The sequence below is a fragment of the Aliivibrio sp. S3MY1 genome (assembly GCF_028765575.1).
GTDB lineage: Bacteria > Pseudomonadota > Gammaproteobacteria > Enterobacterales > Vibrionaceae > Aliivibrio.
The window spans coordinates 29,998-53,159 of record NZ_JARACO010000020.1 but is presented as its reverse complement, the minus strand read 5'-3'; the positions used below and the strand labels follow the sequence as shown (position 1 = coordinate 53,159).

General features: G+C 39.4%; 18 protein-coding genes. 9 read left to right on the top strand and 9 right to left on the bottom strand.

Going from position 1 to position 23,162, the window contains the following annotated elements; all coding sequences use genetic code 11:
• Positions 1 to 254 precede the first annotated feature (254 nt).
• The 3 genes from pflB (at position 255) to PVK62_RS13195 (ending at position 4,662) form a co-directional block, all read left to right on the top strand.
• Positions 255 to 2,531: a formate C-acetyltransferase gene (gene pflB / locus PVK62_RS13205; protein ID WP_274445265.1), complete on the top strand. Its 2,277-nt coding sequence runs from the start codon at positions 255 to 257 to the stop codon at positions 2,529 to 2,531.
• Positions 2,532 to 2,692: 161 nt separating this feature from the next.
• The gene (pflA, locus tag PVK62_RS13200; protein WP_274445266.1) at positions 2,693 to 3,430 is read left to right on the top strand and encodes a pyruvate formate lyase 1-activating protein; all 738 of its coding nucleotides are present in this window, start codon (positions 2,693 to 2,695) and stop codon (positions 3,428 to 3,430) included.
• 65 nt (positions 3,431 to 3,495) lie between these two features.
• Positions 3,496 to 4,662 (top strand): cupin domain-containing protein, encoded by a 1,167-nt coding sequence (locus tag PVK62_RS13195; protein WP_274445267.1) that lies wholly within the window; start codon positions 3,496 to 3,498, stop codon positions 4,660 to 4,662.
• 113 nt (positions 4,663 to 4,775) lie between these two features.
• On the opposite strand, the gene oppF is transcribed toward PVK62_RS13195, so the two are convergent.
• The 5 genes from oppF to PVK62_RS13170 form a co-directional block, all read right to left on the bottom strand.
• Positions 4,776 to 5,771 carry a murein tripeptide/oligopeptide ABC transporter ATP binding protein OppF gene (gene oppF / locus PVK62_RS13190; RefSeq protein ID WP_274445268.1) on the bottom strand — a complete coding sequence of 332 codons (996 nt, stop codon included), beginning with the start codon at positions 5,769 to 5,771 and terminating at the stop codon, positions 4,776 to 4,778.
• On the bottom strand, positions 5,771 to 6,736 hold the full coding sequence (locus PVK62_RS13185; protein ID WP_274445269.1) for an ABC transporter ATP-binding protein: 966 nt from the start codon (positions 6,734 to 6,736) through the stop codon (positions 5,771 to 5,773). Before PVK62_RS13185 ends, oppF begins: the two co-directional genes overlap by 1 nt.
• Before the next feature lie 50 nt (positions 6,737 to 6,786).
• Positions 6,787 to 7,689, bottom strand: a complete 903-nt coding sequence (gene oppC, locus PVK62_RS13180; protein WP_274445270.1) for an oligopeptide ABC transporter permease OppC — start codon at positions 7,687 to 7,689, stop codon at positions 6,787 to 6,789.
• 14 nt (positions 7,690 to 7,703) lie between these two features.
• Entirely contained in the window at positions 7,704 to 8,624 is a 921-nt protein-coding gene (gene oppB / locus PVK62_RS13175) for an oligopeptide ABC transporter permease OppB (protein WP_274445271.1), read from the bottom strand.
• A gap of 105 nt (positions 8,625 to 8,729) precedes the next feature.
• The gene (locus tag PVK62_RS13170) at positions 8,730 to 10,394 is read right to left on the bottom strand and encodes an ABC transporter substrate-binding protein (RefSeq protein WP_274445272.1); all 1,665 of its coding nucleotides are present in this window, start codon (positions 10,392 to 10,394) and stop codon (positions 8,730 to 8,732) included.
• A gap of 618 nt (positions 10,395 to 11,012) precedes the next feature.
• Here PVK62_RS13170 and PVK62_RS13165 point away from each other — a divergent pair.
• Positions 11,013 to 13,550: a glycosyl hydrolase family 18 protein gene (locus PVK62_RS13165; RefSeq protein ID WP_274445273.1), complete on the top strand. Its 2,538-nt coding sequence runs from the start codon at positions 11,013 to 11,015 to the stop codon at positions 13,548 to 13,550.
• Positions 13,551 to 13,646: 96 nt separating this feature from the next.
• On the opposite strand, the gene PVK62_RS13160 is transcribed toward PVK62_RS13165, so the two are convergent.
• Both PVK62_RS13160 and cysS read right to left on the bottom strand, forming a co-directional pair.
• Positions 13,647 to 14,225: a thymidine kinase gene (locus tag PVK62_RS13160; protein WP_274445274.1), complete on the bottom strand. Its 579-nt coding sequence runs from the start codon at positions 14,223 to 14,225 to the stop codon at positions 13,647 to 13,649.
• Positions 14,226 to 14,314: 89 nt separating this feature from the next.
• The gene (gene cysS / locus PVK62_RS13155; protein ID WP_274445275.1) at positions 14,315 to 15,703 is read right to left on the bottom strand and encodes a cysteine--tRNA ligase; all 1,389 of its coding nucleotides are present in this window, start codon (positions 15,701 to 15,703) and stop codon (positions 14,315 to 14,317) included.
• Positions 15,704 to 15,850: 147 nt separating this feature from the next.
• On the opposite strand from cysS, the gene PVK62_RS13150 reads away from it, so the two are divergent.
• The 4 genes from PVK62_RS13150 (at position 15,851) to PVK62_RS13135 (ending at position 18,859) form a co-directional block, all read left to right on the top strand.
• Entirely contained in the window at positions 15,851 to 16,348 is a 498-nt protein-coding gene (locus tag PVK62_RS13150) for a peptidylprolyl isomerase (RefSeq protein WP_274445276.1), read from the top strand.
• 56 nt (positions 16,349 to 16,404) lie between these two features.
• A complete protein-coding gene (lpxH, locus tag PVK62_RS13145; RefSeq protein WP_274445277.1) occupies positions 16,405 to 17,130 on the top strand; it encodes a UDP-2,3-diacylglucosamine diphosphatase in 726 nt (241 codons plus the stop codon).
• Between the two features lie 113 nt (positions 17,131 to 17,243).
• The gene (locus tag PVK62_RS13140; protein ID WP_274445278.1) at positions 17,244 to 18,446 is read left to right on the top strand and encodes an EAL and HDOD domain-containing protein; all 1,203 of its coding nucleotides are present in this window, start codon (positions 17,244 to 17,246) and stop codon (positions 18,444 to 18,446) included.
• Positions 18,447 to 18,460: 14 nt separating this feature from the next.
• The gene (locus tag PVK62_RS13135) at positions 18,461 to 18,859 is read left to right on the top strand and encodes a YchJ family protein (RefSeq protein WP_274445279.1); all 399 of its coding nucleotides are present in this window, start codon (positions 18,461 to 18,463) and stop codon (positions 18,857 to 18,859) included.
• Between the two features lie 210 nt (positions 18,860 to 19,069).
• Here the strand turns inward: PVK62_RS13135 and PVK62_RS13130 are convergent, their stop codons facing one another.
• Positions 19,070 to 20,497 carry a sodium-dependent transporter gene (locus tag PVK62_RS13130; protein WP_274445280.1) on the bottom strand — a complete coding sequence of 476 codons (1,428 nt, stop codon included), beginning with the start codon at positions 20,495 to 20,497 and terminating at the stop codon, positions 19,070 to 19,072.
• Positions 20,498 to 20,811: 314 nt separating this feature from the next.
• Here PVK62_RS13130 and cls point away from each other — a divergent pair, with 314 nt between their 5' ends.
• Entirely contained in the window at positions 20,812 to 22,266 is a 1,455-nt protein-coding gene (gene cls, locus PVK62_RS13125) for a cardiolipin synthase (protein ID WP_274445281.1), read from the top strand.
• Between the two features lie 93 nt (positions 22,267 to 22,359).
• On the opposite strand, the gene folE is transcribed toward cls, so the two are convergent.
• Positions 22,360 to 23,013: a GTP cyclohydrolase I FolE gene (gene folE / locus PVK62_RS13120; protein ID WP_274445282.1), complete on the bottom strand. Its 654-nt coding sequence runs from the start codon at positions 23,011 to 23,013 to the stop codon at positions 22,360 to 22,362.
• Positions 23,014 to 23,162 lie beyond the last annotated feature (149 nt).

Below are 23,162 nucleotides of genomic sequence, written 5' to 3'. Positions count from 1 at the left end.
GTCAATAGTTGCCCCATTTTTATCAAAAAATTTTAAGATTTATTGATTTAGTTTAAGGTTTACAAAAAAAGTTTAATGTAACCTTGAAAAATCGAACGGTTAGTCGCAATATGAATGCTTATAGGCTAGGTTTAATAGCCATCCATATTGTTATTAATATTAGAGTGTACTATTTAACCTCTCTACGAGGATATGAGTAACTCAACTCATTATAAATAGTACGTATTTTTTCTACTAAGAAAGGTAGGTATATCATGGCAGAGCAATTTGCTAAAGCTTGGACAGGTTTTGCAGACGGTGAGTGGCAAAACGAAGTTAACGTTCGCGATTTCATCCAAAAGAACTATGCACCTTATGAAGGTGACGAAGAATTCCTAGTTTCTGAAGGTACTGAAGCAACTAACAAGCTTTGGGCTAAAGTAATGGAAGGCATCAAACAGGAAAACGCAACCCATGCACCTGTTGATTTTGATACTTCTCTTATCTCTACCATTACAGCTCACGACGCTGGATACATCAACAAAGACCTAGAAACAATCGTTGGTCTTCAAACTGATGCTCCTCTAAAACGTGCAATCATCCCTAACGGTGGCGTACGTATGGTTGAAGGTTCTTGTAAAGCATATGATCGTGAACTTGATCCTATGGTTTCAAAAATCTACTCTGAATACCGCAAAACACACAATGCTGGTGTTTTCGATATCTACACTAAAGATATTCTAAACTGTCGTAAATCAGGTGTTCTAACTGGTCTTCCTGATGCATACGGCCGTGGTCGTATCATTGGTGATTACCGTCGTGTTGCACTTTACGGTATTGATTTCCTAATCAAAGACAAGCTAGCTCAATTCGCTTCTCTACAAGAACGTTTTGAAAAAGGCGAAGACCTAACAGCAACAATGCAACTTCGTGAAGAAATTGCTGAACAACACCGCGCTCTAGGTCAAATCAAAGTTATGGCAGCTAAATACGGTTGTGATATCTCTGAGCCTGCTACTACTGCTCAAGAAGCAATTCAGTGGACTTACTTCGGCTACCTAGCTGCTGTTAAATCTCAAAATGGCGCAGCAATGTCTCTAGGTCGTACTTCGACTTTCCTAGACATCTACATCCAACGTGATATCGAAGCGGGTCTTCTAACTGAAGAACAAGCTCAAGAAATGATCGATCACTTCGTAATGAAGCTACGTATGGTTCGTTTCCTACGTACTCCTGAATACGATGAACTATTCTCTGGTGACCCTATCTGGGCTACAGAATCTATGGGTGGTATGGGTCTTGACGGTCGTACACTAGTTACACGTACTAACTTCCGTTTCCTAAACAGCCTTTACACTATGGGTCCTTCTCCAGAGCCAAACATCACGGTTCTTTGGTCTGAGCAACTGCCTGTAGGCTTCAAACGTTTCTGTGCAAAAGTATCGATCGATACTTCTTCTATCCAGTACGAAAATGATGACCTAATGCGCCCTGACCTAGCATCAGATGACTACGCAATCGCTTGTTGTGTATCTCCAATGATCGTTGGTAAGCAAATGCAGTTCTTCGGTGCTCGTGCTAACCTTGCGAAAACTATGCTTTACGCAATCAATGGCGGCGTTGATGAGAAGCTGAAAATCCAAGTTGGCCCTAAAGAAGCGCCAATGACTGATGAAGTTCTTGATTACACTAAAGTAATGGATCGTCTAGATCACTTCATGGATTGGTTAGCAACTCAATACGTTACAGCATTGAACTCTATCCACTACATGCACGACAAATACAGCTACGAAGCGTCTCTAATGGCTCTTCATGACCGTGACGTTCGTCGTACAATGGCTTGTGGTATTGCTGGTCTATCTGTTGCAGCCGATTCTCTAGCTGCAATCAAATACGCTACAGTTAAACCAATTCGTGACGAAAACGGCATCGCTATCGATTTCGACATCGAAGGTGATTACCCTAAATTTGGTAACAACGACGCTCGCGTTGATGATATCGCATGTGAACTAGTTTCTACGTTCATGGGTAAAATCCGTAAGCTTAAAATGTACCGTAACGCTATCCCTACTCAATCAATTCTTACTATTACATCTAACGTTGTATACGGTAAGAAAACTGGTAATACACCAGATGGTCGTCAAGCAGGTGCTCCTTTTGCTCCTGGTGCTAACCCAATGCACGGCCGTGATGAGAAAGGTGCTGTAGCATCACTAACATCAGTAGGTAAACTACCGTTTGCTGATGCACAAGATGGTATCTCTTACACATTCTCTATCGTTCCTAACGCACTAGGTAAAGATGATGACAACCGTCGTTCTAACCTTGCAGGCCTAATGGATGGTTACTTCCACCACGAAGCTAACGTAGAGGGTGGTCAACACCTTAACGTAAACGTTCTTAACCGTGAAACTCTAGAAGACGCAGTTAAGCACCCAGAGAACTACCCACAACTGACAATCCGTGTATCGGGTTACGCTGTGCGTTTTAACTCTCTAACTACTGAACAACAAAAAGACGTAATCGCACGTACTTTCACTGAAACTTTATAATTTCAGCGTTAATTAAGTAGCATTAAGCCCTGCCATTTTGGTGGGGCTTTTTTATTTCTACTTTACTCATAATTCCCCCTATTTCTCTCTGGTTTACCCTACTTAATTAGTGCAAAGTGTAATAAAATGGCCGCATAATTATAGTTCGGAGAAATGTCGTCATGTCTGTAGGTCGTATTCACTCTTTTGAATCTTGTGGTACTGTTGATGGTCCCGGTATTCGCTTTATCATCTTTTTACAAGGCTGTTTAATGCGTTGTATGTATTGTCATAACCGCGATACTTGGGATACCCATGAAGGTAAAGAAGTTACCGTAACTGAATTAATTGAAGAAGCTAAAAGCTACCGCCACTTCATGAAAGCGTCTGGCGGCGGTATTACTTGTTCTGGCGGCGAAGCAATGCTTCAACCTGAATTTGTTCGTGATTTCTTCCGTGCAGCACAAGCTGAAGGCATGCATACTTGTCTAGACACAAATGGTTATATTCGTAAGCACACCGATGTAATCGATGAAGTCTTAGACGTATCTGATCTTGTTATGCTTGACCTTAAACAGATGAAAGATGACGTTCATAAAGAACTAATTGGTGTATCAAATACTCGAGTTCTAGATTTCGCACGTTATTTGCATAAAGTTGGTCAGAAAACATGGATCCGCTACGTTATTGTTCCTGGCTATACTGACGATGAAGAATCAGCACACCTACTTGGTGAATTCATTAAAGACATGGATAATATCGAGAAAATTGAACTACTTCCTTACCACCAATTAGGTGCGCATAAGTGGGAAGCGATGGGGCTTGAGTACCCTCTTGATGGAGTAACCCCTCCTTCTAAAGAAACCATGGAAAAAATGGTAGAGATCCTAAGCCAGTACCATAACAACGTGAGATTCTAAGCTCGAACTTCACCCTAAATTTATTCTGAATGCCCGACTATCGGGCATTTTTATTGGAAATAATCATGTATCAATTAAGCTTTTCACTACAAGAATTTCTCTCTGAATATTGGCAGAAAAAACCCGTTATCATCAAAGGCGGTTTTGAAAACTTTCAAGATCCAGTAACGCCTGAAGAACTCGCTGGCTTAACACTAGAAAATGACGTGGATTCTCGCTTTATTTCTAACTTAAACAACGAATGGAATGCAGAACACGGGCCATTAAGCGAAGAACTATTCGATACGCTGGGTGAAACCAATTGGTCTATTATCGTTCAAGCAGCTAACCATTGGCACGAAGGAGCTGCTGAGCTATTTAAGCCATTCAAACAGATGCCAAACTGGTTATTTGATGACATCATGATCAGTTATTCTGTGCCAGATGGTGGCGTTGGTCCACATATTGATCAATACGATGTTTTCATCATTCAAGGCCAAGGCAAGCGTCATTGGCGTGTGGGTGATATCGGTGAATATCAAGAAGAGCACCGCCATAGTGCATTAAAGCAAATCACTGGGTTTGATCCTATCATCGATCAAATTCTAGAACCCGGTGACATTCTTTATATTCCACCAGGCTTTCCACATGACGGCTATGCATTAGAACCATCAATGAGCTACTCAGCGGGCTTTCGTTCTCCAAAAGAGCAAGAGCTAGTAAGTAATTTTGCGGATTTCATTATTGAAAATGAACAAAGTGATGTGCATTACCACAATCCTGAGCTTAAAGCGCAAACTCACGGAACAGAGATTACAACGCAAAACTTTGAAGACTTAAAAGCAATGATGTTAAATGCCATGTCTAATGAGCACACTTTAAAGCAATTTATGGGTGAATATTTAAGTAACTCTCGTCATCATTTAAATATCCTTGCTGATTCTGAAAAATGGACGACTGAAGAATTACTTGGTTACTTACAGTCAGGTCAAGCTTTGATCAAAGTTGCAGGTCTTCGTGCTTTCTATCATGAAACAGAAGCGTGTGAAGATAACATGACGCTTTATATTGATGGCGAAAGTTATGTTTTCCCATTAACGGTAAAAAATGATGTAATCGCTTTATGTGAAACATCAGAGTTTACACTGCTTGATGTCGAGAATTTACTGCAAGATCCACATTCAGTGGCTAATTTACTGCAATTTGTAAATATCGGTTACTGGTTTGCCGACATTGACGACGAAGCAGAATAAATATAAAAAAAGCGCGATATAAATAGATTATCGCGCTTAAGCCTGTCACAGGCTGAATGATTAAAAACTGAAATTAACCATCATAAACTGTCTACTTATGATGGCTTTTTATATTAGATATCAGTGACCGCCAAACAAGAAACAGCATGTACATCTGTTCCTTTTAGCTCAGGTCTTGTTTGCGCACATACTTCATTTGCTTGTGGACAACGTGTACGGAATACACAACCAGATGGTGGATTAATCGGTGAAGGTAAATCTCCTTCTAGCATCTCAATCACTTTAGCTCTCTCAAGCTTTGGATCTGGAATTGGAACCGCAGACATTAGTGCTTTAGTGTATGGGTGTTTAGGATCACTAAACAACGCATCCGACTCACCCAACTCTACTTCATTGCCTAAATACATAACCAATACGCGATCTGAGATATGCTTAACGACAGACAAATCGTGGGCTATAAATACTAAACTTAGACCAAGCTCTTTTTGCAGTTCTTTCAGTAGGTTTACTACCTGTGCTTGGATCGATACATCAAGAGCTGATACAGGCTCATCACAGATGATCATTTTAGGTTTTAGGATTAACGCTCGAGCAATGCCGATACGCTGACACTGTCCACCAGAGAATTCGTGAGGGTAACGGTTAATGACGTTAGGTAATAACCCCACCTTTGCCATCATCTCTTTTACTCTATTTTTCACTTCATCTTTTGTCAGTTTCGGATAGAAAGTCTGTAGTGGCTCAGCAATGATATCGCCCACGGTCATACGTGGGTTAAGAGATGCTAATGGGTCTTGAAAGATCATTTGGATCTCTTTACGTTTTTGACGCAAAGGCTCGTCATCTAATTTGGTTAGATCTTCTCCTAGCCAAACAACCTCCCCCTCTGTCGCTTCTACCAACCCAATAATCGCACGAGCAAAGGTTGATTTACCACAACCAGATTCACCTACAACGCCCAGTGTTTCGCCTTCATATAAGCGAACATTAACACCATCTACGGCTTTTAAATTGGCAGGTTTAGCCCAAGGCCATACTGATTTTGATGGGATGCTAAAGTGAACTTTTAAGTTCTTTATATCTAGTATTAATTTTTTATCTGCTGACATTACCACGTCTCCTGATCAGAAAAACAAGCACGTAAACGACCTGCTGCAAATGGTTGCAGGATCGGAGCTTCTTGCTTACAACGGTCCATTACACGATGGCAACGCTCTTGATAAGGACAACCAGTAGGTAAACGAAGTAAGTTTGGTGGGTTACCAGGGATTGTTGGTAAAATCTCACCTTCTTGATCTAAACGAGGTATCGCTTTTAGTAGACCTTCTGCGTATGGGTGGCTTGGTTCATAGAAAATTTCATTCACTGAACCATATTCCATGGTACGACCTGCGTACATTACCAATACTTTATCACACGAGCCTGCAACCACCCCCAAGTCATGGGTAATCATAATGATAGCGGTATTAAATTCGCTTTTTAGCTCATTCAATAGCTGCATGATTTGTGCTTGGATAGTTACATCTAGTGCTGTTGTAGGTTCATCTGCAATAAGCAGCTTAGGGCGACATAATAATGCCATCGCAATCATTACACGTTGACGCATACCACCCGAAAACTCATGAGGGTACATAGTAATACGCTTACGAGCCTCTGGAATTTTAACCGCTTCTAGCATGCGAACTGATTCTTCAAACGCTTCAGCTTTGCCCATGCCCTTATGCAGCATTAATACTTCCATTAGCTGATGACTAACTTTCATATATGGGTTAAGTGACGTCATTGGATCCTGAAAAATCATCGCCATTTGCTCAGCACGAATGTTGTTTAACTCTTTTTCAGGAAGGTTAAGAATTTCTTTCCCTTCAAATTTTGCACTACCAGTAATGATACCGTTTTTAGCCAAAAGGCCCATTAATGCAAATACTGTCTGTGATTTACCAGAACCTGATTCGCCTACGATACCCAATGTCTCACCTTGTTGTAGTGAGAAGTTCAAATCATTGACTGCGGTTACGTTGCCATCTTGAGTTGTAAACTCTACACGCAAATCTTTTACATCTAATAAACTCATAATTCTTTCCTGCTCAAATTTGTTTAATAACTAACTGTCCATACAGAGGGTTATCTGTCTTTTGGATCCAGCGCATCACGTAAACCATCACCTACATAGTTAAAGCAGAATAAGGTAACAACCATAAATAAAGCGGGGAAAGTTAACTGCCAAATCGCTACTTCCATTGTTTGAGCACCTTCTTGAAGCAAAGCACCCCAGCTAGTCATTGGCTCTTGAACACCAAGACCTAGGAAAGATAGAAAAGATTCCGTTAAGATCATACTTGGGATCAGTAGTGTAGAATAAACCGCAACAATGCCTAATACGTTTGGAACGATATGGCGAGTGATGATACCCCACTTGCTTACACCACAAACGTGGGCTGCTTCGATGAATTCTTTACTGCGTAAACTCAATGTTTGACCTCGTACAATACGAGCCATGTCTAACCAAGCAATTGCACCAATAGCAACAAAGATAAGTACAATATTACGGCCAAAGAAAGTCACTAGTACGATGACTAGGAACATAAATGGAACCGCATATAAAATTTCAATGAAACGCATCATAATTCGGTCAACTTTACCGCCAACAAATCCTGATGTTGCACCATAAAGCGTTCCGATAAGTACCGCAACTAATGCGCCTAAGATACCCACCATTAATGAGATACGGCCACCAACAAGGGTACGAACAAATAAGTCACGCCCTAAACTATCCGTACCAAAAAGGTGAGCAGCACTTGGCGCTTGGTGCAGTGCATACCAATCGGTGTCATCATAAGCGTACTGACTAAACATTGGTAAGAAGATTACCGCCAGCGTCATTACCGTAAGTACACAAAGGCTGATCATCGCCGCTTTATTTCGCATAAAACGTAGACGAGCATCCTGCCATAAGCTACGACCTTCAATCTCAAGATTTTCTGAGAACTTTTCGATCGCTTCTAAATTTTCTTTTTTAGTTAACATACGTCCGTCCCCTATTAAAAACGAATTTTCGGGTCAATTACCGCTAGTAATACATCAACAATCGCGTTGAATAAGATGAATAGGAAACCTATTAAAATGGTAATTCCCATTACTAACGAATAATCACGGTTAAAAGCAGCGTTTACGAATAACTTACCAATACCTGGTAAACCAAAAATAGTTTCGATAACAACTGAACCGGTGATGATACCTACAAATGCGGGCCCCATATAAGAAACCACAGGCAGCATTGCTGGTTTTAACGCATGTTTTAGAACGATGTAGCGGTAGCTTAACCCTTTTGCACGAGCAGTACGGATAAAGTTACTGTTAAGAGTTTCAATCATGCTACCGCGGGTAATACGAGCAAAGGTTGCAACGTAAAGGAATGACATACCCAATATTGGTAAGAACATGTATTTAAATGAACCATCATGCCAGCCACCTGCAGGGAACCAACCAAGCTCAATAGAGAATAAATAAATCAGTGCTGGGGCCAGTACAAAGGAGGGCATTACCACTCCAACCATAGCAGTGGACATTATACTGTAATCAAGCCAGGTATTTTGCCTCAATGCGGCTAACGTACCAATTGATACACCAAGTACTACCGTAAAGATAAAGGCAAAAAAACCCACTTTTGCAGAAACGGGTAATGCCGCTTCAACAAGTTCATTAACTGTGTAATCTTGGTATTTAAATGATGGCCCAAAATCACCTTGTAGAATATTTCCAAGGTAAGTTGTGTATTGTTCAAATACAGGCTTATCTAAACCATATTTTGCATTGATGTTCGCCATTACTTCTGGTGGAAGTGGGCGCTCAGTAGAAAATGGGTTACCAGGGGCAAATCTCATTAAGAAAAATGAGATGGTGATCAATACCAACATCGTTGGAATTGCTTCAAGGATCCGTTTGATAATGAATTGAAACATAATTCACTCTTCCAGTCTGTGACAAAAAATAAAATAAAGATGGATCTAGCCACTACACGCTATCCTGCGTGCAGTGACTTTTTTTATAGTTTTATTTGCTAATGATTACTTAGCTTTGATATATAGATCTTTTGAGTAGATTTTCTCTTCCGCATTTTCAGCTGGGAAGCCACCTACTTGTGGAGAAAGTAGACGAGAACGAACATACTGATAGATAGGGGCGATTGGCATATCTTTAGCTAGCAGCTGTTCAGCTTGCATGTAGATAGCAGTACGCTCTTCTTCAGACGTTGATTTTAGGGCTTTTTCGATTAACGCATCGTATTCAGCACTTAAGTAGTGTTTACCACCCGTCGTATTTTTACTTACCATTAGAGTAAGGAAAGAAGACGCTTCGTTGTAATCACCACACCAGCCAGCACGTGCTACTTCAAATTGACCTTGGTCTTTTGAATCTAGGTAGGTTTTCCACTCTTGGTTTTCTAGAGAAACTTCTAGCCCAAGTGTCTTCTTCCACATAGAACCAGCTGCAACTGCAATTTTCTTATGGTTTTCAGATGTGTTATATAAAAGAGTAAATTTCAGTGGATTTTCAGGACCAAAACCCGCTTCTGCTAGTAGACGTTTTGCTTCTGCATTGCGCGCATCTTGAGTCATTTTACCGTAAGCTGGTAGCTCAGGGTTAAAGCCAGCTGTGATTTCAGGTGTTAGGAAGTAAGCCGGTTTTTGGCCTTGACCTAAGATTGCACCAGATACGATATCACGATCGATTGCGTAAGAAATTGCTTTACGAACTCGAACATCATCAAATGGTTTCTTTTGAGTATTGAATGAGTAGTAATAAGTACACAAGCTACCTTCAACTGAAACAGACTCTGGGTTCTCTTTTTGTAAACGCTTGAAATGCTCAGTAGGCAGTGTTGATGTAAAGCTGATTTCACCAGAAAGGAAACGGTTCATCTCTGCTACTGGATTTTCAATTGGTAGGTACGTTACTTTATCAAGTTTTGTATCTTGATTATCCCAGTACTGTTCGTTACGAAGCAGTTCTAAACGCTCATTTACAACCCAACTATTTACAACAAATGCACCATTACCAACAAAGTTACCTGGTTTAGTCCACTTGTCACCGAATTTTTCAACCGTTGCTTGATGCACAGGTTTCACTGTTGTGTGACCCATCATCATTACAAAATATGGTACTGCGGTATCAAGTTGAATCTCTAGTGTATTTGCATCAATCGCTTTAACACCTAGTTCACTCTTGTCTTTTTTACCAGCAATAATCTCTTTTGCATTTACCATCTTAGTATATTCCATATACCAAGAGTATGGAGATGCGGTAGCAGGATCAACAGCACGTTGGAAGCTGTATACAAAGTCATCTGCTGTTACTGGATCACCATTTGACCATTTAGCATCTTCACGCAAATGGAAAATGAATTTTTTATTGTCTGCAGTTTCCCAGCTTTTAGCAACACCTGGGATCGTATTTCCATCAGCATCTTGGTTTACAAGACCTTCTAGTAGATCACGGATTACATGAGATTCAGGGACACCTTGAGATTTGTGAGGATCAAGAGTAGCAACTTCAGTACCGTTACCACGTGTCAGTTCTTGAACATCAGCATAAACCACTTCTGTCGACATTGGTTTTTCAGCAGGTTTTGTTTCTTTAACTGGTTGCTCTGCGGTTTTATCTCCACAGCCAGCGAGTGTTAGTGACAGGCCACCAAGCAAGATTGCTTGTGTAATTTTATTCTTATACATGCATTAACTCCAATACATTCTATTTTGCATCCATGACACTCTTCGGGCAAAACGACTTGCCAATCATTTATTATCTAAAAACGTGAAATACGCTTAAAAAACATAAAAACCTTCGAAGAATTGTGGGAAACATTATCAATCATTGAAGTAATTTGCCACATTTTTGTCACAAAACACCTGATAATTTTTAAAATAATCACATTTTATAGCATAAACGACCAGTTATTAGCCTCTAACTACATTCAAACATATGAAAAACTAACAATCGTTAGAATCTAGCACCGTTAATAACGTTTTAGTTACGTTTTTCATTACAAAAAGCAACGCATAACCAATAAAACAACCGATAATTCGTTATTTAATCGGGTGCTTTGCCTAAAAAATCATTAATTTCACTCCAAAAATATCTTTCTCATATTACGCAATGTGTAAAAACAATATTTTCGAGTGAGGTTGTACTATTTGAATACGATTACATTTTGAGCGTATTGAATATATAAGTCTGCTGCCAAACTACATAGAGCAACTGGAAGTTTATAAAATATATACAAACATGAATAGTAACGCTGAATATTTCAGCGTTAATCCAACTGGATGAATCAATCAAGGATGTTATTTATGTTTAAAAATAAACTGGGACTATGTTCTGCGGCAATTACTCTTGCCCTCTCAGCCCCAACTTATGCTGCAGCCCCAGGAAAAGCCATTATTTCTTGGATGGAAACCGATTTTGCCATTATTGAAGTAGACCAAGCTGCCACATCATATAAAAATCTTGTCACGGTAAAAGATTTTGCTGAAGTCCCTGTGACTTGGGATCGCTGGTCTGGTGGATCTGCAGAAAAATGGCGCGTGTTATTAAATGGCGTTGTTGTTCATGAAGAAACCGTTTCTCCTACTGCTTCACAAAAAGCCTCTACCGTTCTACAAGTTCGTCAAGGTGGTCAATACAAAATGACGGTAGAACTTTGTAATGGTTCCGGTGCAACAGAAGAATGCAGCACCAGTGCAGCCAAAGCAATTATTGTTGCCGATACTGATGGTAGCCATTTAGAGCCACTGCCAATGAATGTCGATCCTGCTAATGGAAATTACACCACACCAGATGGAATGGTTTCTGGGGCTTATTTTGTTGAATGGGGTGTTTATGGCCGTAAATTTGCCGTTGACCAAATTCCTGCACAGAATCTAACCCATATTCTTTATGGCTTTATTCCTATCTGTGGCCCTAACCCTTCTTTAGGTGAAATTGAAAATGGTAATAGCCTCGCAGCATTAAATCGTGCTTGTGCTGGAACTCCTGACTATGAAGTTGTTATTCATGACCCATGGGCTGCTGTTCAAATGCCACAACCTCAATCAGGTCACGTTCATAGTACTCCCTATAAAGGAACTTACGGTCAAATGATGGCACTTAAGCAACGCTATCCAGATCTTAAAATTGTTCCATCAATCGGTGGTTGGACTTTATCAGACCCTTTCTATGACTTTGTTGATAAATCCAAACGAGATGTTTTTGTCGCGTCAGTTAAACAATTCCTTAAAACATGGAAGTTTTATGATGGTGTAGATATTGATTGGGAATTCCCTGGTGGTGATGGTGCAAGCGCAACTGGTGGTGATCCAGTTAATGACGGTCCTGCTTATGTCGCTTTAATGCAAGAACTAAGAGCTATGCTTGATGAACTAAGTGCAGAAACAGGAAAAACTTATGAGCTAACCTCTGCAATCGGTGCTGGCTATGACAAGATTGAAGATGTTGACTATGCTGCTGCATCGCAGTACATGGATTATATTTTTGCTATGACATATGATTTCTTCGGCGGTTGGAATAATGTTGTAGGCCACCAAACTGCATTAAATTGTGGTTCTCATATGTCGCAAGGCGAATGTGATGGTACAGGCTTAGACGACAAAGGTGAGCCTCGTAAAGGTCCAGCTTATACAATTACAAATGCTATCGATTTACTGCTTGCACAGGGTGTTGACGCTAAAAAATTAGTCGTAGGTGCTGCTATGTATGCACGTGGCTGGACTGGTGTTACACGTGACAGCATGACTGATGCAACAAATCCTATGACAGGGGTTGGTAATGGTAAAGTTGCTGGCTCATGGGAAGCAGGTGTCATTGACTACAAAGATGTCGTGACTCGCTACGTAGAGAAAGCCGGCGTTGAAGTTGGCTATGATGAAGTAGCTCAAGCCGCTTATGCTTATGATCCTAGTAATGGTGATCTTGTTACTTACGATAATAAAAAATCGGTATTAGCTAAAGGTGAGTATGTTCGTTCACTCGGCTTAGGTGGTTTATTTGCATGGGAAATCGATGCCGATAATGGTGACATTCTAAATGCGATGCAAGAAGGTCTTGCTGGCGATGGTACGGTTACGCCTCCTGTAAACAAAAAGCCTATAGCTAAAGCCGGCGTAGATCTTTCAGTGACTGCGCCTGCATTTGTACAACTTGACGGTTCATTATCATCTGACAGTGACGGTTCTATTGTTTCTTATGCATGGACACAAACTTCTGGACCAACAGTGACATTAACAGGTGCAGACTCAGTCAATCCAAGCTTTACAACAGATACCTTTGCTCAATCTGAAACACTTCAGTTCACGTTAACCGTTATAGATGATAAAGGTGCAACAGCATCTGATTCTGTAGCCGTGTCAGTAACTGTTGAAGGCACAGGGCCGATAAATACCCCACCGGTAGCTGTTATCGTTGCTCCAACATCAGTAAACAAAGGCGATGTGGTTACACTTGATGCATCAACATCAACTGACGCAGACAGTGACCCATTAACCTATTCATGGGTAATCCCTGCGGGTGTTGATGCTGCTGTTGTTGGCTCTCGAGTAACCTTTACAGCAGGCTCTTATACTGTAGATACGCCTTTCACTTTCTCTGTAACCGTTACTGATAATCAAGCATCAGATACTTCAAATGTTACCGTAACTGTTCTGAAAGATGCTGGGGATCCACCATTAACTTGTGACAACGCATGGGATGCTTCAGCCGTTTATACTGGTGGTGATCAAGTATCACAAACAGGTAAAGTATGGGAAGCGAAATGGTGGACAAAAGGTGATGACCCATCAAAATCTGGTGAGTGGGGAGTATGGAAAGAAGTCGGTATTTCGACTTGTAACTAACCCTCGACATTAACCTTATAAATAATAAAAAGACCAAGTTCATTAATCTGAGCTTGGTCTTTCTTTTCAAAACAATAGAAACGACTTTATTACACTTTACTTACCTAGCGCTTCTTTATAATGCAAACGGCAAACAGATACATACAACTCATTACCACCAATAGCAACCTGATCGCCATCAGCAATAGCAACTCCATGCTCATCAGTACGAATAACCATGTTTGCTTTACGCCCACAATGACAAATCGTTTTTAGCTCTACTAATTTATCAGCCCAAGACAATAAGTATTTACTGCCCTCAAACAACTCACCTAAAAAGTCCGTTCTTAAACCATAACACAATGCTGGAATATCTAATTTATCAACGACTTCAGTCAATTGATAAACCTGCTCTTTCGTTAAGAATTGGCATTCATCGATTAACACACAATGAAGTTTCTCTTTTTCATGAAGCGTTTTAATTGCTTCAAATAAATTCATCTCTGTATTGAATAAATGTGCATCTGCATCTAGGCCAATACGAGAACTGACTTTTCCCACACCGTAACGGTCATCAATCGCTGCGGTAAAAATAGCAGGATTCATTCCGCGTTCTTGATAATTAAAAGACGATTGAAGAAGTGTCGTTGATTTACCCGCATTCATTGCTGAGTAATAAAAGTACATTTGAGCCACAAATGTGTCCTCTATTAAAGTTTAAAAATTTATAAAATTGGCAATAAAAAAGGCTGGAAAACCAGCCCCTTTAATAAAATTAGTTAAGATTACTTACGACGCCATGTCGTCCCTTCTGGGCCATCTTCTAAAACAATGTTTAATGCTGCAATCGCATCACGAGCCGCATCCGCTGCTGCCCAATCTTTTGCGGCACGAGCATCATTACGCGCTTTAATTAAGGCTTCAATTTCAGCAACTTCATCATCACTGCCATTATTACCTTGTAAGAAAGCTTCTGGCTCTTGTGATAACAAACCTAACACATCAGCTAATTCGCGCATTAACGCACCCAATTTAGAAGCGGATTCTACATTCTCTGTCTTCAGGCGATTTACTTCACGAGCCATTTCAAACAGAACAGAATAAGCTTCTGGTGTATTGAAGTCGTCATTCATTGCCATAGAGAAACGAGTAACAAACTCTTCTCCGCCCGCAGGGGTAACACTTAGATCAAGACCACGTAAAGAGGTATATAAACGTTCTAGTGATGAACGAGCTTGGTTCAGGTTATCTTCACTGTAGTTTAATTGACTACGATAATGACCAGACATTAAGAAGTAACGCACGGTTTCAGAATCGTAATGTGCTAATACGTCACGAATAGTAAAGAAGTTACCTAATGACTTAGACATCTTTTCACGATCAACCATAACCATGCCGCTGTGCATCCATGTATTTACATACTTAGAGTCATGAGCACAGCATGATTGTGCTATTTCATTTTCATGGTGTGGGAACATCAAATCAGAGCCACCACCATGAATATCAAAATGATTGCCTAAAATCGAAGAGTTCATTGCAGAACATTCAATATGCCAACCAGGACGACCCGCTCCCCATGGAGATTCCCATGTTGGTTCACCTGGCTTAGACATCTTCCATAAAACAAAGTCCATGCTACTGCGTTTTACACTTGCTTCTTCAATCGTTACACGAGAGCCCGCTTGAAGCTGCTCAAGATCTTGACGCGACAGACGACCGTACTCATCGTATTTCTTTACTTCAAACATTACGTCACCATTTGACGCAACATAAGCAAAACCACGCTCGATTAGACGCTCAACCAAAGCGACAATTTCAGCAATATATTCTGTTGCTCTTGGTTCAACATCTGGACGTTTCATATTCAACGAATCAAAATCAGAATGCATATCGGCAATTAAGCGTTCTGTTAATGCATCGCACGTTTCGCCATTTTCAGCAGCACGTTTAATGATTTTGTCGTCAATATCAGTAATATTACGAACAAAAGTTAGATCGTAACCTAAGAAACGTAAATAACGAGAAATCACATCAAAAGAGACAAATGTACGACCGTGACCAATGTGACACAAGTCGTAAATGGTAACCCCACACACATACATACCGACTTTACCTTCGGTAATTGGTTTAAACTCTTCTTTTTGACGTGTAATTGAGTTATATATTTTCAACATGCTCTTTTTTTACTCATTATTTGTTTAAAGGATATATAAAGGCTATTAAACCTATATTAAGTAATGATAGCAAGAAAATTCCCTGTAGATCCTCGTTAATCTTAGGTAAAATCAAATTCTATTTAATACAATTACAAAGGTAATTCAATGATCATCCTTCACACATCTTTTGGTGACATCACAGTTAAGCTTCATGAAGATAAAGCACCAGCAACTTGTGCTAACTTCCTACAATACTGTCAAGATGGTTTTTACGACAATACTCTATTCCACCGTGTAATTGATGGCTTCATGGTTCAAGGCGGTGGCATGACTTCTGGTCTTGAAGAGAAAACAAGCCGTGCAACAATCAAAAACGAAGCAAATAATGGCCTAAGCAACAAAGTAGGTACATTAGCGATGGCTCGTACTATGGAACCGCATTCTGCAAGTTCTCAATTCTTCATCAACGTAAACGACAACAAATTCCTAGATTTTAAATCTGAGTCTATGGATGGTTGGGGCTATTGTGTATTCGCTGAAGTTGTTGAAGGCATGGACGTAGTAAATAAAATCAAAGGTGTTACAACAGGTAACTACGGTTATGTACACCAAGATGTTCCAGTTGAAGAAGTATTTATCACTGGTACTACAATTACAGAATAATTCTGTTTTTATGCCAGCTCTCGAGCTGGCATCTTTTTCATAACTAAAAGCATTTTATGACTATTTTATTTATCTCAGATCTCCACCTCTCCCCTCTGCGCCCTGATATCACTGATTGTTTTATCGACTTTATGAAGAATGAAGCTATTCACGCTGATAAATTGTATGTCTTAGGTGATTTATTTGAATTTTGGATTGGTGATGACGATAACTCACCATTTAATATTGTCATTAAAAATGCATTTAAAACTCTCACTCAACAAGGTGTTGAATGTTACTTTATTCAAGGCAATCGTGATTTCTTATTAAATAAACGTTTTTGCAAGGAAACAGGTGTTCAACTTTTAGCGGATCACTCCGTTATTGATATAGATGGTGAAAAAGTTCTTATCATGCATGGGGATACTCTTTGCATTGATGACATTAAATATCAAGAGTTTCGCGCTAAAGTACATAAACCATGGCTGCAATGGATATTCAATCGCATCCCCCTATTTATACGCCAGCGCATAGTTAAAAACGTCCAAGACAAAATCAAAGCAAAGAAACAGCACAAAACATTGACGATAATGGATGTGACACAAAGCGAAGTTGAAAGAGTAATGCTAGAAGAAGGGGTAGAAAGACTGATTCATGGCCATACTCATCGCCCTAATGTACATACTTTTAATCACAATACTCAAAAAATGACCCGTATAGTGCTAGGTGACTGGTATACACAAGGTTCGGTTCTTGAATATAAGAACAATAAATATACACTTTACAATAAAAGTTTTAAATAAATCACATTACTGCCCCTCTTTATCCTTGCCATGAGGAGAATAATAGTCTTTTGGTGGTAAAGGGATTATGATGACTCAAGTTTCGATTCAACACGCTGTAGAGAATAGTTGTTATGTACTCATATATTGCCCGTCAGCCAATTTTAGATATAAAGAAAAATACAATTGGTTACGAATTACTGTTCCGTGATGGACCAAAAAATACGTTTCCAGCCGTTGAAGCGGAAGAGGCAACAAGCCGATTACTCTCTGACCATTTTATCAGCGCACATTGTAACGCAACAAATGACAAATTAGGCTTTGTGAATTTTCCTCATCAGAGTTTGATAAATTTAGTACCTACATTATTTAATAGCAATAACTTAGTTGTTGAAATTCTTGAAGACTGCATCCCAAATCAAGAGTTGCTTGCTGCGGTTAAAACACTCTCTGAACGTGGTTACAAATTAGCATTAGATGACTTTGAACCACACCCTGATTGGACGCCTTTTTTACCTTATATCAATATTATTAAATTTGATATTCAAGCTACGCCAATCTTAAAAGCAAAGTTATTTATTCGCCATTGTAAAAAATACAACATATCTTTTCTTGCTGAAAAAGTCGAAAACTATGAAGAATTTGAACTCGCTAAAAGCGTTGGTTTCACTTATTTTCAAGGATACTTTTTCAGTAAACCAGAAATGCTTCAACAGCGTTCAATGCGACCAAATCAACTTTCTACAATACAGTTGTATAAAGAAATATCAGCGCCGATTATTGATTTTGAAGCCGTTGAAAAGCAATTAGTTAAAGACGTTTCTTTATCTTATAAATTACTTCGTTTTGTCAATTTATCTTCTGTAATAGACCAGCCTATTAATTCTTTTAAACAAGCGTTAGTGTATTTAGGTGAAAACAAATTACGCCAATTTATTTCGTTGGTTGCTGTGGCACATGCAACAAAAAACAAACCACATTCATTGTATACATTATCAATTCATCGCGCAAAATTATGCGAATTAATCGTTAATAAAACAAGCATTGATCTAGAGCCAAGTCAAGCTTTCCTAGTTGGCCTATTTTCATTATTAGAACCATTGTTAGACCAACCTTTAGATGAGCTACTTCAACGCTTACCTATTTCAACAGAAATAAAATTAGCACTCACGAAACGTACAGGATCACTTGGCATGTTACTTTTAGCCATTGAAAGTTATGAAAAAGCCGATTGGCTGACTATTACTCAATGCTGTGCGGCATTAAAAATAACTGAAGAAGAATTCACCACCTACTATCAAGAATCTGCCGAATGGGTAGATGATGTAGCCTCTTAAAAACGGCGTTATATATGTCTAAAATAAATCATTGCCCGTGTGGCACAAAAAAGAATTACTCAGTGTGCTGTGAGCCGATTCACAACAACCATGCCTTAGCAACAACACCTGAGCTATTAATGCGCTCTCGTTACAGTGCCCATGTAAAACAGCTCACCCAATACATTATTGATACTTATCATCCATCATGTAAAGCGGAAGAATTTAGAGACGGTATTGAGGATTCAATCCAACTTAACTGGCGTAAACTAAAAGTGATCTCCGCGCACTTATCTAATCAAACTGACGATGAAGGTTTTGTATCATTCAAAGCAACCTATTCTGAAGATAATCAACTACATCAATTAAAAGAGCACTCTCGTTTCTTAAAAGAAAATGGCAAGTGGTATTACATTGATGGCGAGGTTGAATAATCTGAATTCGAACGCATATAGTTAAAAATTAAAGCCTGATTATTTATCAGGCTTTTTTATATTTATAACTTTTATGTTTTGTTTATAGCGATGCAATTAATGATTAATCAAATAGTACTTGAATTGATATCCCCTAATTTTAGACATAAAAAAACGAGAGCGATGAGGCTCTCGTTTTTATTTATATATTTGCTGCTACTGCTATCTAGATTAGAATTTCTTCGAGATTAGCGCTGAACCAGCAATGATACCAACACCTAGTAACATGATAGGGCCTTTGCCACCATCAAATCCAGATGAGATCCCCATGAATGCAACGATTGCGATTGCAACAGGGATAATGAACTTAACTAAAGCGTACCATAAACCAAACAGTGGGAACTTCACTTCGCCGCCGTTCGTGATCTCATCTTCAAGATCCTCACGCTTCAGTCTCCAACCAGCAAAGATACATACCAACATACCGCCTACCGCTAGGAAGATCTTGTCTGTTAATAAATCAAAGATATCAAATGCACCAGTATCAAACAGTGTTGGTCCTAAGCCGCCTAATGATAAAGAAGCAAACACACATAAAATAGCCATTATAGTACTTGCTGCAATGACAGCTTTGACTCGAGTAAATTTCTTCTCATCAATTAAGTAAGAAACAACAACTTCTAGCAAAGATACTGAAGACGTTAATGCCGCAACACTTAAACCAATAAAGAATAATAAAGCCAGTAGAAGGCCAATCAAGCCGCCCATTTCAGAAAATATTTGCGGAACAACAACAAACACCAAGCCAGGACCAGCTGTGGGTGCCATACCAAAAGCGAACATCGCAGGGAACATTGCCACACCTGCAAGGATAGCAACCCCCGTATCCATTGCCGTAACCATTGCGGTTGTTTGAACTAGATTTTCTTTCTTCTTCAAGTAAGAACCATAAGTCATCATACAACCCATACCCAGAGATAATGAGAAGAAGGCTTGACCTAATGCAGCAAGAATTACATTACTGTCGATTTTAGAAAAGTCAGGGCTAAATAGGAAATCAAGACCCGCCATAGCACCGGGAAGCATTAAACCTTTTACTGAAACGATAACTAAGATAATAAATAGCAAAGGCATTAACACCTTACCTGCCTTCTCAATACCACCAGAAATACCCTTCATTACGATAACGATATTTAGCAGTAGGTAGAAGCCCATCCACATAAGCGGCTGAAGAGGGTGTGAAATAAATGTACCAAAGCTATCTCCGATTGCTGTAGGTGTATCTAAAAGGCCTGTACCTACCTTACCAATATATGCGATAGCCCAACCACCAACCACTGGGTAAAAGCCCATGATTAATAAGCCACTGACGACCCCAATAACACCTGCAAACGTCCAACGACGATCCGTTGACTTAAATGCGCCAACTGCCGATTTTTGAGTACGACGGCCAATAGCAAATTCGGTTAGCATCACACTAAAACCAATAAAAATAACAAAGAACAGATAAATAGCAACAAATGCGCCACCACCATTCTCTCCCGCTGTATATGGAAACTTCCAGATATTACCAAGACCAACAGCAGATCCTGCTGCAGCCATTACAAATCCTAATTTTGAACCCCAGGTATCACGGGGCGTAGTAGTGGTATTACTCATAGCCACAATTCTCCAATTCTTCTATATTGTTGTATATGCACTGTGTTTGTATATGAGCATCAAAGTGGTGTATATAATTATGTACACTCTAAAAAATGTTAAGTAATGCTCAATATTTGCAAGTAAAACAGTTTGAGAATAAAATTGAAACCCTAATGTCTATATTTTTTAACGTACAACCCTCTTTTTTAACTTAAGTATTTACAAAACCATCAAGACCCTTTATTTTGTAAATATTTTCCTTAATTCCTACTTATTTCTTACAACTCCTGATTTAATATAGATTCACTTACTATTCTTGTTATCGAAGGCTAATGGATAAATTTTATCAAGCACTTACTCTTATCGGTTTTATCTTATACTGGCTTTTAGTCGCAGGGGTAACTATACGTGTTGTTTTCAAACCAAGATCGGTTGGTGTCTCACTCGCCTGGTTAATGATCATATACATTATCCCAGTCCTTGGGGTAATCGCTTACTTTCTTATTGGTGAGCTAAATTTAGGCCGTACTCGAGGCGAGCGAGCGAAAGCAATGTTTACGCCCTATGAAGAGTGGTTTGCACAAGTTCATCACTGTCAGCACCACCAACCAAACTCGATCTCTCATCGAATTTCATCAATACACAACCTTTGCTCTAATAGAGTAGGAATTCCCGCACTCAGTGGGGACACATTATCTTTACTTAATACCCCCTCAGAAATTCTGACCGCTATTGTTCGAGACATTGAAAAAGCAGAACATGAAATCAATATGGAGTTTTACATTTGGCATCATGGTGGGTTAGCCGATAGTGTTGCCAGTGCATTAATCAAAGCCGCAAAACGAGGAGTCACGGTTAACGTACTTTTAGATTCGGCAGGCAGTATCGATTTTTTCAAAAGTCATTGGCCAAAGCTGCTTAAAGATTCGGGTGTTAATATCGTAGAAGCATTAAGCGTTAGTCCATTTCGTATGTTTTTTCGTCGATTAGATCTACGCCTACATCGTAAAATAGTTATCATTGATAATCAGGTGGCTTACACCGGCTCAATGAACTTGGTTGATCCTCAGTACTTCAAACAAAACTCAGGCGTAGGACAATGGGTGGATGTGATGGTTCGCCTTACAGGGCCTAACGTCGCTGTATTAAATACCATCCACGCATGGGATTGGGAAGTAGAAACAGGGATAAGAGCATTACCAACCTTGCCTGAATGCCCTATTTCAATTGACCCTTTCAACCATACGACACAAGTGGTTCCATCAGGTCCTGGTATGCCAGATGATATTATTCAACAAGTCTTAATTACGGCAATTAATCAGGCAAGAAAGTCAATTACCATCACTACGCCTTATTTTGTTCCAAGTGAAATACTGTTGCACACGTTACGAACTACCGCTCATCGTGGTATTGACGTTAAGCTAATTTTGCCTAAAAAGAATGATTCTTTGATGGTTAGTTGGGCCTCTAAATCTTTCTTTGAAACCCTATTAAAAGCAGGGGTTCATATTTATGAGTTCAATGGCGGTCTACTACATACCAAATCGGTAGTGATTGATGATAGCTACTGTATTATCGGTACCGTTAATTTGGATATGCGTAGCTTTTGGTTAAATTTTGAAGTTAGCTTAATTGTTGATGATCCTGAATTTACCAAACAACTATCATGGGTATTAAACGGTTATCTAGAACAATCGACTCCTATCGAACTTGCGGTATGGCAACAGCGAAACTTACCCCATCGCTTTACTGAGCGCTTCTTCTCAATGTTCAGTCCCCTACTATAAAAATTAAACGATAAAAAAAGCCCGTGACTTATCAATTAAATCACGGGCTTTTTATTGTCTGTTTCTCTTCGTATTATTTTAACTAGTTAATATCTAGCGAATTCCACTTAAAAACTCATGTCTTGTTGCTGGGTTTCTTTTGAAGATCCCACCAAGTGCAGTGGTTGTCGTACTGCTTGTTGCATCCATAACACCGCGAGACTTAACACAATAATGCGTCGCTTCCATCGTAATCGCCACATCATCACTGCCAAGTAAGGTTTGTAATGCCACTAAAATTTGTTGTGTCATACGCTCTTGAACTTGTGGACGCTGCGCAAAGAAGCGAACAATACGATTAATTTTTGATAAACCAATGATCTTTTCACGAGGAATGTAAGCAACCGTTGCCTTTCCATCAATAGTGACGAGGTGATGTTCACAAGTACTGGTTAACGTAATATCGTTCACTCGTACCATTTCATCACAGTTCATTTTATTATCAATTACAGTGATTTTAGGAAAGTTTGCATAATCCAAACCAGAAAAAATTTCATCTACGTACATTTTCGCAATTCGATGAGGCGTTTCTTCTAAACTATCATCAGTAAGATCGAGGTTTAATAACGTTAAGATTTCACGCATATGCTCTTCAATGCGTTCTTTTTTCTCTTCGCGACTAATTCCATTTTCTTTCATTGGCGTCTCAAGACCACGCGCAACGAGAGCGTCACGTACTAATATGGCTGATTCACTGAGTGATGACATCGTATACTCCAAATTCCATAATCAATTGAACTTCGCTAAGGATACCTGCTCTGCCAAATAAATACACCCTGATTTTATTAGGTCTATTAGATGTTAAAGGTCAAAATATGGTAATGTTTAATCATTATTACGATTAATATAGAGAGTAC

What these genes read in the sequence shown, in the direction of transcription:
- PVK62_RS13195 (WP_274445267.1), top strand. Translation starts at nt 3,496, where the DNA reads ATGTATCAATTAAGCTTTTCACTACAAGAATTTCTCTCTGAATATTGG.
- PVK62_RS13130 (WP_274445280.1), bottom strand. Translation starts at nt 20,497, where the DNA reads ATGAGTAATACCACTACTACGCCCCGTGATACCTGGGGTTCAAAATTA.
- PVK62_RS13150 (WP_274445276.1), top strand. Translation starts at nt 15,851, where the DNA reads ATGATCATCCTTCACACATCTTTTGGTGACATCACAGTTAAGCTTCAT.
- oppC (WP_274445270.1), bottom strand. Translation starts at nt 7,689, where the DNA reads ATGTTAACTAAAAAAGAAAATTTAGAAGCGATCGAAAAGTTCTCAGAA.
- PVK62_RS13140 (WP_274445278.1), top strand. Translation starts at nt 17,244, where the DNA reads ATGTACTCATATATTGCCCGTCAGCCAATTTTAGATATAAAGAAAAAT.
- pflB (WP_274445265.1), top strand. Translation starts at nt 255, where the DNA reads ATGGCAGAGCAATTTGCTAAAGCTTGGACAGGTTTTGCAGACGGTGAG.
- cls (WP_274445281.1), top strand. Translation starts at nt 20,812, where the DNA reads ATGGATAAATTTTATCAAGCACTTACTCTTATCGGTTTTATCTTATAC.
- folE (WP_274445282.1), bottom strand. Translation starts at nt 23,013, where the DNA reads ATGTCATCACTCAGTGAATCAGCCATATTAGTACGTGACGCTCTCGTT.
- lpxH (WP_274445277.1), top strand. Translation starts at nt 16,405, where the DNA reads ATGACTATTTTATTTATCTCAGATCTCCACCTCTCCCCTCTGCGCCCT.
- cysS (WP_274445275.1), bottom strand. Translation starts at nt 15,703, where the DNA reads ATGTTGAAAATATATAACTCAATTACACGTCAAAAAGAAGAGTTTAAA.
- pflA (WP_274445266.1), top strand. Translation starts at nt 2,693, where the DNA reads ATGTCTGTAGGTCGTATTCACTCTTTTGAATCTTGTGGTACTGTTGAT.
- PVK62_RS13135 (WP_274445279.1), top strand. Translation starts at nt 18,461, where the DNA reads ATGTCTAAAATAAATCATTGCCCGTGTGGCACAAAAAAGAATTACTCA.
- PVK62_RS13185 (WP_274445269.1), bottom strand. Translation starts at nt 6,736, where the DNA reads ATGAGTTTATTAGATGTAAAAGATTTGCGTGTAGAGTTTACAACTCAA.
- oppF (WP_274445268.1), bottom strand. Translation starts at nt 5,771, where the DNA reads ATGTCAGCAGATAAAAAATTAATACTAGATATAAAGAACTTAAAAGTT.
- PVK62_RS13170 (WP_274445272.1), bottom strand. Translation starts at nt 10,394, where the DNA reads ATGTATAAGAATAAAATTACACAAGCAATCTTGCTTGGTGGCCTGTCA.
- oppB (WP_274445271.1), bottom strand. Translation starts at nt 8,624, where the DNA reads ATGTTTCAATTCATTATCAAACGGATCCTTGAAGCAATTCCAACGATG.
- PVK62_RS13165 (WP_274445273.1), top strand. Translation starts at nt 11,013, where the DNA reads ATGTTTAAAAATAAACTGGGACTATGTTCTGCGGCAATTACTCTTGCC.